This is a genomic window from Nocardia sp. NPDC127606, assembly GCF_042671725.1.
Taxonomy (GTDB): Bacteria; Actinomycetota; Actinomycetes; order Mycobacteriales; family Mycobacteriaceae; genus Nocardia.
On sequence record NZ_JBHXWQ010000003.1, the window covers coordinates 486434 to 498730 of the forward strand.

Here is a 12297-nt window from a genome sequence, read left to right on the forward strand (position 1 = left end):
GGGCACCGGCATGCGACGATTAGCGAATCAGGTTGGCAGGCACAGGAGTCGGAAGGTCGGTGGATGCCGAGCGGGATCGTGACCTGGTTCGACAGCGGCAAGGGATTCGGATTCATCACCCCTGACGCCGGCGGGCCCGACGTGTTCGTCGAGTACACCGCGCTGGCCGGTGCGGGGTTCCGTACGCTGCGCGACGGTCAGCGCGTGGAATACACCGTCACCGAGACCCGGCGCGGACCCGAAGCGCACGATGTGCGGGCCGGGTGATCAGAGGATAGCCACCGCGTAGACGGCGAAACCCGTTGCCGCCAGCGAGACGACCGCGCTCAGGATGAGCAGCCGAGTGTTGAGGCGGTGCAGCCGGTCGTGCCGGGCGCGGTGCGCGAAAAAGGAGCTCGTGGGGTTGCCGTCGCCGACGAAGCTCGACCGGGAGTCGTGCAGGGCGCGGTTCGCGCGGGTTTCGGCGACGGTGGCGCCGAACAGGCTGAGTGCGCCGAGAACCGCGCAGGCGATGGTGACGACAATGACGATCGGCATCTGGAACTCCCCCGTGAAAATCGGCATAGCCGCAGCTCATGCCGGTGTTCTCTCCTTCCTCTATTGTCTCACCGGGGTCTGACAGGTTTCAGTTCTGGCCGCTCGGCCAGAAGCGGCTCGCGCGTTGACCGTGGACGGGTCGGGTGAGGTTGGGGTCCTCGGCTTCGGTGATGCCGACCTGCATCAGCAGGATCATGGTCACCATGCTGATGCCGATGATCAGCGGTGTGAGCAGCTGGGCCGCGGTGGCGCCGCTGGCATGGGCCACGTGGGCGCTGGTGTGCGCGCTCATCGAGAACATGCCGGTGTAGTGCATGCCGGTGACGGCCACGCCCATCAGCAGGGCCGCGCCCATGGTGGCGACGATGCCGTGGATGTGCAGGGCGAACCACAGCGCCGCGATCGAGGCGACCACCGCGATGGCGAGCGACGCGGCGACCACGACGGGGTCGTAGATGATCTCGGCGTCGGTTTTCATCGCGTACATGCCCGCGTAGTGCATGGCCCCGACGCCGAGCCCGGTGATCGTGCCGCCGACCGGTAACGCGGCGCTGTCCCAGCTGCGGCGCACCACGATGGACAATCCGAGCCACACCACGCCCATGGCGACAGCGGCGCTGAACAAGGTGACGGGAACGTTGTAGCGGATCGTCACGCCGCGTACCGAAAAACCGAGCATCGCGATGAAATGCATGACCCAGATACCGGTGCCACCGAGTGCGATCGCGGCCGCGGTGAGCCAGCCGCCGTGCATGCCCGAAGCGCGCGAGCGAACCATGCAACGCAGCGCCAGCATCGACCCGACGACCGACATGACATAGGCCAGCAGGGGGGTCACCCAGCCGTAAGTGAAATGGTTGATATCCAGCACCGTCTACTCCTAGCGTGGTTTCTCGGCGAGGCGTGCGATCCCTCACGAACTCGGAAAATACGCTGGTAGAGAATTTGCCGTACTGGGTTTCTCGAAAATGTCTAGGGCTGCTGACGATGACATGTCTCTATTGCGTAGAGTTCTCGATGGTGAAGTGTTCCAGTCGGTTCGGTGGGTGCCCGCCGGTTAATCCGGCATCCGCGGAGCAACTACCTCGGCATACGGCGAGCATCCGCCTCGAAGCGGGCCGCGTCACGTCCGTGCCAGTGTCTGCTGGCAGGATCTGGGGGTTGCCTTCCTCACAGTTCGCACACTTTGCACTGTGCGATGTGGCCGAATTCGTCGGATCATGGCATGGTGGACACCGAGACCAGGGCCGGACTATTAGGACCTAGCTCATCTACAGAAGGTTTTTGAAATGGCACAGGGTGTTGTTAAGTGGTTCAACGGCGAAAAGGGCTTCGGCTTCATCGCCCAAGACGGAGGCGGCCCGGACGTCTTCGTTCACTACTCCGCGATCGGCGGCTCCGGCTTCAAGTCCCTCGAAGAGGGCCAGCGCGTGGAGTTCGAGGTCGGTCAGGGTCAGAAGGGCCCCCAGGCTCAGGACGTTCGCGCCATCTGATTCTGCGCTGACCAGCGTACGAATGTGAAGCTCCGCACCAGTTGGTGCGGAGTTTCTGCTATCCGGGGGTAGTCACCTCAGCGCCTCGGCGCGGAAGAACTCGCCGGTGACGGCCATCGACGCGGTGAGATCACGCGGCCCGCGGGAGTCGAATTCCGTGGTGGCCCTGTCGAATTCGGCGTCGATGAACGCCGTGATCAGCGCGGGCGGGGCGGCCGAACCCATCTCTCTCGTCTTCGACTTGAGATCGGTCAGTTCGGTGATCGCCGCGACGAGATCGAGCGGCAACTCGCACTCGGCGAGCAGCGTCGGCAGGTGCATCGGTGCCACCGCGGCACCGGGATGCTCACGCAACCAGCGCAGCGCCATCGCGGGCCGCAGCGCGTAGAACACCTTCTTCAAGCCGCCGTTGCGCTCGAACAGCGCCCACTGGCGCGCGCCGAGGTGCAGGTAGTGCCGAGCGATCCGGTCGCGATCGGCCACCTCCCGCGCCACCTCCCGCAGCCGGGTGCGAAATGCCTCGTCACCGCGGTAGACGATCGGCGACATCAACCATTCGACGAGCACCGCGTTGCCCGCCACCAGCAGGCGCAGCGCCTTCGCCAGATCCCAGCCGTTCACGTCGAGCAGCCCGATCAACGGCGTTTCGATCACATCGCGGGTGCGCCACGGAGACAGGTAGGTCTGCAGGCCCGCCACGTAGACGAAACGGCAGTCGTAGTCGGAGTCGGGCGAGGGGAAACCCCAAGCACGGCTGCCGCTTTCGATCGCGAGGCGGATTGACACGTTGTGCTCGGCAGCCACCCGATCGAGCTCTGCATCGACGGCGGCCACCACGGCCGGGTCCATCGATTCGGGGACGGTGCGCAAGGACATGCGGTGATCGTAGAGCGGCCGGTGCCCAGGGTTCACCCGGTTTTCGGGCAGGGGGGTAAGGGCAGCCGAAGTCCGGGCGACTATTCTGGGCCGCGGTAACTGCCGACCCCCTTTCTTCCCCAGGAGTACCCCACAGTGAGCCAAGCAGGCCGTCCTGTAGTTCTGATCGCCGACAAGCTCGCCCAGTCGACCGTCGACGCACTCGGTGACGGTGTCGAGGTTCGCTGGGTCGACGGACCCGACCGCCCGGCGCTGCTCGCCGCGGTCCCCGAGGCCGACGCACTGCTCGTGCGCTCCGCCACCACCGTCGACGCCGAAGTGCTCGACGCGGGCAAGAAGCTGCAGATCGTCGCCCGTGCCGGCGTCGGCCTCGACAATGTCGACGTGCCCGCCGCCACCGAGCGTGGCGTGATGGTCGTCAACGCGCCGACCTCCAACATCCACACCGCCGCCGAGCACGCCGTCACGCTGCTGCTCTCGGCCGCGCGCCAGATCCCGGCCGCCGACGCGACCCTGCGAGAGAAGACCTGGGCGCGCAGCAAGTTCAACGGTGTCGAGATCTTCGGCAAGACCGTCGGCGTGATCGGCCTCGGCCGCATCGGGCAGCTGTTCGCGCAGCGTCTGGCCGCTTTCGAGACCAAGATCGTCGCCTACGACCCCTACACCTCGCCCGCTCGCGCCGCCCAGCTCGGCATCGAGCTGCTGAGCCTGGAGGAGGTGCTCGAGCGCGCCGACTTCATCTCCATCCACCTGCCGAAAACGCCCGAGACCAAGGGCATGCTCAACGCCGAGACGCTGGCCAAGACCAAGCCGGGCGTCATCATCGTCAACGCCGCCCGTGGTGGGCTGATCGACGAGCAGGCGCTCGCCGACGCCATCAAGTCCGGCCACGTGCGTGCCGCCGGCCTGGACGTGTTCGAGACCGAGCCGTGCACCGACTCGCCGCTGTTCGACCTCCCGCAGGTCGTCGTGACGCCGCACCTCGGCGCTTCCACCTCCGAAGCCCAGGACCGCGCGGGCACCGACGTCGCCAAGTCGGTGCTGCTGTCGCTGGCCGGTGAGTTCGTGCCGGGCGCGGTGAACGTCACCGGTGGCGCCGTGACCGACGAGGTCGCCCCCTGGCTCGACGTCGTCCGCAAGCAGGGCGCGCTGCTGGGCGCCATCGCCAGCGAGCTGCCCGTCAGTGTCGAGGTGCAGGTTCGCGGCGAGCTGTCCGCACAGGACGTGGCCGTGCTGGAGCTGTCCGCGCTGCGCGGTGTGTTCTCGGCGCTGGTCGAGGACCAGGTCACCTTCGTCAACGCCCCGGCGCTGGCCAAGGATCGCGGCATCACCGCCACCGTCACCACCGCGTCGGAGAGCCCGACTCACCGCAGCGTCGTCGACCTGCGCGCCGTGTTCGGCGACGGGTCGACCCTGAACGTGGCAGGCACCCTGACCGAGCCCAACCTGGTCGAGAAGATCGTCAACATCAACGGCCGCAACTACGACATGCGCGCCGAGGGCCTGAACCTGGCCGTGCTGAACTACAGCGACAAGCCGGGCGCGCTGGGCAAGATCGGCACCCTGCTGGGCGAGGCCGAGATCGACATCCTGGCCGCGCAGCTGAGCCAGGACGTGGATGCCGAAGGCGCCACCGTGGTGCTGCGCGTCAACGCCGAGGTGTCCGCCGAGGTGCAGACCGCGATCGCCGAGGCCGTCGGCGCGTCCAAGGTCGTCCTCGTCGACCTGGCCTGAGTTGTTCGTCCCGGTACAGCCGGGACATCGGCAGCTGCGCGCCGTCACCTCACGGTGGCGGCGCGCACCTGTATCCCGGCGCGGCACGGTCCGCCCCGACTTCGAACGGAGCTAGTTCATGAAACTCGCAGTTATCGCCGGTGACGGCATCGGTCCCGAGGTCATCGCCGAGGCGCTCAAGGTGCTCGACGTGGTGGTGCCCGGTGTGGACAAGACCGAGTACGACCTGGGCGCCGCGCGCTACCACCGCACCGGGGAGATCCTGCCGGAGTCGGTGCTGCCCGAGCTCAAGCAGCACGACGCGATTCTGCTCGGCGCCATCGGCGATCCGTCGGTGCCCAGCGGCGTGCTCGAGCGTGGGCTGCTGCTCAAGACCCGTTTCGCGCTGGATCACCACGTGAACCTGCGTCCGTCGAAGCTGCACGCGGGCGTCACCAGCCCCCTGTCGGGCAACCCGGATATCGACTTCGTGGTCGTGCGTGAGGGCACCGAGGGCCCGTACACCGGCACCGGCGGCGCGATCCGCGTCGGCACTCCGCACGAGGTGGCGACCGAGGTCTCCAACAACACCCGCTTCGGCATCGAGCGTGTGGTGCGCTACGCCTTCGCGACCGCGCAGGCCCGTCGCAAGCACCTCACCCTGGTGCACAAGAACAATGTGCTCGCCTTCGCCGGCTCGCTGTGGCAGCGCACCGTCGACGAGGTCGCGGTCGAGTTCCCCGACGTGACCACGGCGTACCAGCACATCGACGCCGCCACCATCCACATGGTGACCGACCCGGGCCGCTTCGACGTGATCGTCACCGACAACCTGTTCGGCGACATCATCACCGACCTCGCCGCCGCCGTCAGCGGTGGCATCGGTCTGGCCGCCTCGGGCAATATCGACGCCTCGGGTGTGAACCCGTCGATGTTCGAGCCGGTCCATGGCAGCGCCCCCGATATCGCCGGTCAGTCCAAGGCCGACCCGACCGCCGCCATCCTCTCGGTCTCGTTGCTGCTCAACCACCTCGGCAACACCGAGGGCGCGGCACGCATCGAATCCGCCGTCGCCAAGGACCTGGCCTCGCGCACCGGCGCCGCGTCCACCGTGCAGGTCGGCGACCGCATCGCGGCCATCGTCTGATCCCACCGCACGCGAAAGGCTCGCTCCGGCTGAATGTCGGAGCGAGCCTTTGTCATTGGCGGGTCGGATCGAATCACGTTCGGCGAGTAAGGAATACCGGTATCAGCCGCTGGCGGAACGCCATTCACCGGGTCGCGATGATCCGGCCTGACGTGCAGCTACTTTCGCGAGTCTCGGGGTACCAAGGGCACCGCCGCCACTGCGGCGACAGCAGCCAACGCGTACACCACGGGGAAGCCGGTCGCCGTGATCACCGCACCGAAAAGTGGTGGGACGGCGGCTATCGCGAGGTTCTGGCCGGTGTTCTGGATGCCGAGGCCCCGACCACTCCAGAAGGGGCCGGCGATCTCGGCCACGGCCGTGAACGCCAAACCGTTGTCGGACACCGAGATCACCGAAGCCGCGACCATCAACGGGACGGCGGCCCACCACCAGTCGGTCCAGGCGGTGACGGTCAGGGCGGCCATGGCGAGGGCGGCGGCGATGGCTACCTGGCGCAAGGGACCCAGGCGGGAGCCGACTCGGTCCGACCAGGCTCCCGCGCCGATTCTGCCTGCGGCGCCGAGGAATTGGGTGGCGGTCATCACGGCGCCCGCGGCGGCCAGTGACCAACCCAGGTCGACGTGGAGCCACAGCAGGCCGAAGGTCCACAGCGTGGCCTGGGGGACGACCAGCAGGATCGAGACGCCGTGGATGCGCCACAGGGTGGAGTCGCCGCGATAGGGGTTGGTGCGGTCGGCGGCCTTCGCGGCCGGTCGCGGTGGGTCGATGATGCCGACCAGGCAGCCGATCGCGGCGACACCGGCCATCAGCGCGGGCACCAGCAGCGCGGCGGGGATGCCGTGATGCGCGGCCACCCACGGAATGGTGAGCGCGCCGATGCCGACGCCCAGTGGCTGCGCGGTCTGGCGGATACCCATGGCCAGGCCACGCCGGTCCGGCGGGAACCAGCCGACGATCACCCGGCCGCTGGCGCCGTTGGAGCTGGCGGCGCCGATACCGCCCACGAACAGCAGCGCACCGAACGCGACCGGGTTGTCCACCACGGCCGCGGCGACGCCCGCCACGAACATCAGCAGGGTTCCCGCCACCAGCACGATGCGTTCGCCGATCCGGTCGACCACATACCCCCAGGCGATCAGGGTGCAGACCAGACCTACGGTCGGTAATGCCACCAGGGCCCCGGCGGACACGAGCGAATCGCCACGAGCGGTGAGCGCGGGCAGCAGGAACGGGGTGCCGTGGATGAAGATCGAACTCGAGGTCTGCGCGAAGACGCCGAGGGCGAGCATCAACCAGCGTCTGCCGTCACCGATCTGCGTCACTGGGGCCATCGGCCGCGCGTCTGTCACGATTTCACCTCGCCGGATTGCACGATTGCATCTCATTATTTGAGATTGATGTCTCATTGTTTGAACATCGATGATCACGCTACACCGATGACCCGTGGAATCTCCCCACCGGCGAGGTGTCTGACAGGTCACATCGGCGCACCCGCGAATCCCGCACGCGGGCAGCGGCTTCGAATCACATCGGTGTGAGCTTGCCCGCACTTCGCCCGAGCGGCTATCGAGCGACCGATGCCGCTTCCCGGGCGCGTTCGGGCAGGTAGCCCCGTCTCGATAGACTCCGGGGCATGCGCTTAGGTCGAGTTGCCAGTCCCGATGGAGTTGCTTTCGTCAGCATCGAGGGCGACGGAAGCGATGCCGTCGCCAAGGAGATCGCCGAACATCCGTTCGGCTCGCCGACGTTCACCGGACGGAGCTGGCCGCTGGCCGATATCCGCCTGCTGGCGCCGATCCTGGCGAGCAAAGTGATCTGCATCGGCAAGAACTACGCCGCCCACGCGGCCGAAATGGGCGGTGCGGCGCCGGTGGACCCGGTGATCTTCATCAAGCCGAACACCTCGATCATCGGGCCGAACGCATCGATCATCCTGCCGCCCAGCTCTTCTCAGGTCGACTACGAAGGCGAGCTGGCCGTGGTGATCGGCCGCCCGTGCAAGGACGTGGCCGCGGCGAAGGCGTCCGAGGTGATCCTGGGCTACACGATCGCCAACGACGTCACCGCTCGTGATCAGCAGCGCCACGACGGCCAGTGGACCAGGGCCAAGGGCTACGACACCTTCTGCCCGCTCGGCCCGTGGATCGAAACCGCGCTGGACCCAAGCGATCTGGAGATCGTCACCGAGGTCGACGGCGAGGTCCGCCAACGCAGCCGCACGTCGCTGTTCCTGCACGATATTCCGAAGATCATCGAATGGATCAGCGCGGTGATGACCCTGCTGCCCGGTGACGTGATCCTCACCGGCACACCGGAAGGCGTCGGTCCGCTGCAGGCCGGGCAGAACGTGTCGGTCACCGTCGAGGGCATCGGCACCCTCACCAATCCTGTTGCCACCAAGCGCTGAGACAAGCGGAGAAGAGAGTCATGACTGAAGTACGGGTCCGTTTCTGCCCGTCGCCGACCGGCACGCCGCACGTCGGCCTGGTGCGCACGGCGCTGTTCAACTGGGCGTTCGCGCGCCACCACGGCGGCAAATTCGTGTTCCGCATCGAAGACACCGACGCCGCACGCGATTCCGAGGATTCCTACCGCGCACTGCTCGACGCGCTGCGCTGGCTCGGGCTCATCTGGGACGAGGGCCCCGAGGTCGGTGGGCCCTACGAGCCCTACCGGCAGTCGCTGCGCCGCGATCAGCACCTGGATGTGGTGCGCCGGTTGCTCGAGGCCGGCGAGGCCTACGAGGCCTTCTCGACGCCGGAGGAAGTCGAGGCCCGTCATCGCGCCGTCGGCCGCGACCCGAAACTCGGTTACGACAATTTCGATCGCGATCTCAGCGCCGAGCAGATCGCGGCGTACAAAGCCGAGGGTCGCCCCGCCGTGGTCCGTTTGCGGATGCCTGACGAAGATCTCGGATGGAATGATCTCGTTCGCGGCGAAACCACCTTCAAAGCCGGAACCGTCCCCGATTTCGCCCTCACCCGTGGCAATGGTGACCCGCTCTACACGTTGGTGAATCCGGTCGACGACGCGATGATGCGGATCACCCATGTGTTGCGGGGTGAGGATCTGCTCTCGTCGACACCACGTCAGCTCGCGCTCTATGCCGCGCTGCAGCGTATCGGGGTTGCCGAGTTCACACCCGAGTTCGGTCATCTGCCGTTCGTGATGGGTCAGGGCAACAAGAAACTGTCCAAGCGCGACCCGGAATCGAATCTGTTTCTGCACCGGGACCGCGGATTCATCCCCGAGGGTTTGCTGAATTACCTCGCTCTGCTCGGCTGGAGCATCGGCGAGGATCGCGATGTGTTCTCCATGCTGGAAATGGTCGCGGCTTTCGATATCTCCTCGGTGAATTCGAATCCGGCTCGCTTCGATCAGAAGAAGGCCGACGCCATCAATGCCGAGCAGATTCGCCTGCTCGAGCCCGGCGATTTCGGTCACCGTTTGCGTGAGTTCCTCACCGCGAAAGGCCACATCGGGGCCGAAGTCGACGAGAAGACCTTCCTGGTCGCCGCCGAACTCGTGCAGACCCGCATCGTGGTGCTCGGCGACGCGTGGGACCTGCTGAAGTTCCTGTTCGTCGCCCCCGCGGAGTTCGCGATCGACCAGGCGGCGGGCACCAAGAATCTCGGCGCCGAGGCCGACCCCGTGCTCGACGCCGCGATCGCCGCTGTGGAGCCGCTGGGCGAGTGGACCACCCCGGCACTGGAGGAGGCGCTGAAAAAGGCGCTGATCGACGATCTGGGGCTCAAGCCGCGTAAGGCGTTCGCGCCGGTGCGGGTCGCGGTGACGGGCTCGCACATCAGCCCGCCGCTGTACGAGTCGATGGAATTGCTGGGCCGGGAGGCCTCGCTCGATCGACTGCGTGCCGCCCGTGGTTGGGCTCCTGCCGCGCAGTAGCTGTGGGGAGCGGGTGCGGCTCTTGCGTCGCATCCGCTCCAGCAGGGTCGAAAACGGCCGAAAAGCGGCTTCTGACCAGGCGATTTGTAGTTTACCCCCTAGTGTTTGGTAATCTTCTCATCGCCGCGGAACACGGCCTCGCAACACCGACAACCACTCGGTGGAGATTGCAAGGTCGGGCGTTTCGGTCTTTGGGGTATGGTGTAATTGGCAACACAGCTGTTTCTGGTACAGCCATTCTAGGTTCGAGTCCTGGTACCCCAGCAAGGTTTCACTCTGTGAGATCGTCCCGGCCCCGTCGTCTAGCGGCCTAGGACGCCGCCCTCTCAAGGCGGTAGCGCGGGTTCGAATCCCGTCGGGGCTACAAAGCAAAGTAAGGCTCCCGGTCGAATCCGACCGGGGGCCTTCTTCGTTTCTACAATCGCTTGTGCAACGCCTCGGCGGCCGCGACCAGATCGGCGGCCCAGCGCGCGCCCGGCCTACGGCCCATTCGATCGATCGGCCCCGATACCGAGACGGCGGCCACGATCACCCCGCCGGCATCGCGCACGGGCGCCGACACGCTCGCCACGCCCTGTGCGCGCTCGGCGGCGCTCTGCGCCCAGCCGCGCTTGCGCACCTCGGCCAGTGCCCGGTCGCCGAACACCGCGTCGGCCAGGACCGTGCGCTGCAACTCGGGATCGGCCCATGCGAGCAATACCTTCGCCGCCGAACCCGCGGTGAGCGGTAGTCGCGAACCGACCGGCACCGTGTCACGCAGGCCGACGGGCGGCTCCAGCGCGGCGACGCAGACGCGGGCGTGACCGTCGCGGCAGTAGAGCTGGACGCTCTCGCCGGTGATCTCGCGCAGACGGGGCAGAATGGCACCGGCGGCCTCCACCAGTGGATCGGCCGCCCCCGCCGACAACTCGGTGAGCGCGGGCCCCGGCCGCCACAATCCGTTGCCGTCGCGGGCCAGCAGCCGGTGCGTCTCCAGCCCGACCGCCAGCCGGTGCGCGGTGGCGCGCGGCAGGCCGGTGCGGGTGCACAGGTCGTTGAGACCGCAGGGCTCGTCGGCGACGGCGTAGAGCACCGCCACGGCTTTGTCGAGAACACCGATACCGCTATGCTGTCTCATAGAACGATACTAACGTCTCAAATGCTGAGATACCAAGTATGTCCGTCGAAAGGTGATCAAGCAATGGCCGAGCGCGCTCGCACACTGGCCGAGAAGGTGTGGGAACAGCACGTCGTCGTCACTGGCGAAGGCGATGGTTCCTCCCGTGAACCCGACCTGATCTACATCGATCTGCACCTCGTGCACGAGGTGACCAGTCCGCAGGCCTTCGACGGGCTACGCGCGGCGGGCCGTCCGGTGCGCAGAACCGATCTCACCATCGCCACCGAGGACCACAACGTCCCCACCGCCGATATCGACAAGCCGATCGCGGACCCGATCTCGCGCACCCAGGTGGAGACGCTGCGCCGCAACTGCGCCGAATTCGGCGTGCGCCTGCACTCGATGGGCGACGCGGAGCAGGGCATCGTGCACGTGGTCGGTCCGCAGCTGGGTCTCACCCAGCCCGGCATGACCGTCGTCTGCGGTGACAGCCACACCTCCACCCACGGTGCGTTCGGCGCGCTGGCGATGGGCATCGGCACCAGTGAGGTCGAGCACGTGCTCGCCACCCAGACGCTGTCGCTGCGCCCGTTCAAGACGATGGCCATCACCGTCGACGGTGAATTGGCGCCGGGCGTCACGAGCAAGGACCTGATCCTGGCCGTGATCGCCGAGATCGGCACGGGCGGTGGCCAGGGCTATGTGCTGGAGTACCGCGGCGAGGCGATCCGCAAGCTGTCGATGGAAGCGCGGATGACGATCTGCAACATGTCCATCGAAGCGGGCGCACGCGCCGGCATGATCGGCCCCGACGAGGTGACCTACGAATTCCTGAAGGGCCGCCCGCACGCACCGCAGGGAGCCGACTGGGATGCCGCAGTGGCCTCCTGGGACGCGCTGGTCACCGACGAGGGCGCGCAGTTCGACGCCGAGGTCCACATCGACGCGAACACGCTCACCCCGTTCGTCACCTGGGGCACCAACCCCGGCCAGGGCCTGCCGCTGGGCGCGAATGTGCCCGACCCGGCCCAGATCGCCGACGAGAACGAGCGCGAATCCGCCGAGAAGGCCTTGCGCTACATGGACCTGACGCCGGGAATGCCGCTGCGTGAGGTGAGCGTCGACACCGTATTCGTCGGCTCCTGCACCAACGGCCGGATCGAAGATTTGCGCGCGGTGGCCGATGTTTTGAAGGGACGCCAGGTCGCCGAGGGCGTGCGAATGCTGGTTGTGCCGGGCTCGATGCGGGTGCGCGCGCAGGCGGAAAAAGAAGGACTCGGCGAGATTTTCACCGCCGCGGGCGCGGAATGGCGTCAGGCGGGCTGCTCGATGTGCCTGGGTATGAATCCTGATCAGCTCGAACCCGGCCAGCGCTGCGCGTCGACCTCGAACCGCAATTTCGAGGGCAGGCAGGGCAAGGGCGGTCGCACGCACCTGGTCTCGCCGCTGGTCGCGGCCGCCACAGCGGTCCGTGGAACCCTGTCCTCGCCTGCCGATCTGGCCTGAGTCACCGATCACCTACAGAT

The 12297-nt window shown here is 67.0% G+C and carries 12 protein-coding genes and 2 tRNA genes; 9 read left to right on the plus strand and 5 right to left on the minus strand.

The window, feature by feature from the left end:
• Positions 1–63: 63 nt before the first annotated feature.
• The gene (locus ACFVJ5_RS17830) at positions 64–267 is read left to right on the plus strand and encodes a cold-shock protein (RefSeq protein WP_378626291.1); all 204 of its coding nucleotides are present in this window, start codon (positions 64–66) and stop codon (positions 265–267) included.
• Here the strand turns inward: ACFVJ5_RS17830 and ACFVJ5_RS17835 are convergent, their stop codons facing one another.
• On the minus strand, positions 268–537 hold the full coding sequence (locus tag ACFVJ5_RS17835; RefSeq protein ID WP_379221339.1) for a hypothetical protein: 270 nt from the start codon (positions 535–537) through the stop codon (positions 268–270).
• Positions 538–625: 88 nt separating this feature from the next.
• On the minus strand, positions 626–1408 hold the full coding sequence (locus ACFVJ5_RS17840; RefSeq protein ID WP_379221341.1) for an MHYT domain-containing protein: 783 nt from the start codon (positions 1406–1408) through the stop codon (positions 626–628).
• A 418-nt stretch (positions 1409–1826) separates the two neighbouring features.
• On the opposite strand from ACFVJ5_RS17840, the gene ACFVJ5_RS17845 reads away from it, so the two are divergent.
• Positions 1827–2030, plus strand: a complete 204-nt coding sequence (locus ACFVJ5_RS17845; RefSeq protein ID WP_056812000.1) for a cold-shock protein — start codon at positions 1827–1829, stop codon at positions 2028–2030.
• A 72-nt stretch (positions 2031–2102) separates the two neighbouring features.
• Here ACFVJ5_RS17845 and ACFVJ5_RS17850 read toward each other — a convergent pair whose 3' ends face one another.
• Positions 2103–2906, minus strand: coding sequence for a DNA polymerase beta superfamily protein (locus ACFVJ5_RS17850; RefSeq protein WP_379221343.1), 804 nt, complete (start codon positions 2904–2906; stop codon positions 2103–2105).
• A 135-nt stretch (positions 2907–3041) separates the two neighbouring features.
• Here ACFVJ5_RS17850 and serA point away from each other — a divergent pair, with 135 nt between their 5' ends.
• Together serA and ACFVJ5_RS17860 are read left to right on the plus strand one after the other, a co-directional pair.
• The gene (gene serA, locus ACFVJ5_RS17855; RefSeq protein ID WP_379221345.1) at positions 3042–4640 is read left to right on the plus strand and encodes a phosphoglycerate dehydrogenase; all 1599 of its coding nucleotides are present in this window, start codon (positions 3042–3044) and stop codon (positions 4638–4640) included.
• A 118-nt stretch (positions 4641–4758) separates the two neighbouring features.
• Positions 4759–5766: a 3-isopropylmalate dehydrogenase gene (locus ACFVJ5_RS17860; RefSeq protein WP_379221347.1), complete on the plus strand. Its 1008-nt coding sequence runs from the start codon at positions 4759–4761 to the stop codon at positions 5764–5766.
• Between the two features lie 158 nt (positions 5767–5924).
• Here the strand turns inward: ACFVJ5_RS17860 and ACFVJ5_RS17865 are convergent, their stop codons facing one another.
• Positions 5925–7100, minus strand: a complete 1176-nt coding sequence (locus ACFVJ5_RS17865; RefSeq protein ID WP_379221896.1) for an MFS transporter — start codon at positions 7098–7100, stop codon at positions 5925–5927.
• A 302-nt stretch (positions 7101–7402) separates the two neighbouring features.
• Between ACFVJ5_RS17865 and ACFVJ5_RS17870 the strand changes: the two genes are divergently transcribed.
• From ACFVJ5_RS17870 to ACFVJ5_RS17885, 4 genes are all read left to right on the plus strand, one after another.
• Positions 7403–8176, plus strand: coding sequence for a fumarylacetoacetate hydrolase family protein (locus ACFVJ5_RS17870; protein WP_379221349.1), 774 nt, complete (start codon positions 7403–7405; stop codon positions 8174–8176).
• A 20-nt stretch (positions 8177–8196) separates the two neighbouring features.
• Positions 8197–9672 (plus strand): glutamate--tRNA ligase, encoded by a 1476-nt coding sequence (gltX, locus tag ACFVJ5_RS17875; RefSeq protein WP_379221351.1) that lies wholly within the window; start codon positions 8197–8199, stop codon positions 9670–9672.
• A 192-nt stretch (positions 9673–9864) separates the two neighbouring features.
• Positions 9865–9936, plus strand: a tRNA-Gln gene (locus tag ACFVJ5_RS17880).
• Between the two features lie 27 nt (positions 9937–9963).
• Positions 9964–10036, plus strand: a tRNA-Glu gene (locus ACFVJ5_RS17885).
• Between the two features lie 51 nt (positions 10037–10087).
• Here the strand turns inward: ACFVJ5_RS17885 and ACFVJ5_RS17890 are convergent.
• On the minus strand, positions 10088–10789 hold the full coding sequence (locus ACFVJ5_RS17890) for an IclR family transcriptional regulator (RefSeq protein ID WP_101466364.1): 702 nt from the start codon (positions 10787–10789) through the stop codon (positions 10088–10090).
• Positions 10790–10852: 63 nt separating this feature from the next.
• On the opposite strand from ACFVJ5_RS17890, the gene leuC reads away from it, so the two are divergent.
• Entirely contained in the window at positions 10853–12277 is a 1425-nt protein-coding gene (gene leuC / locus ACFVJ5_RS17895) for a 3-isopropylmalate dehydratase large subunit (RefSeq protein WP_364401667.1), read from the plus strand.
• Positions 12278–12297: the final 20 nt, after the last annotated feature.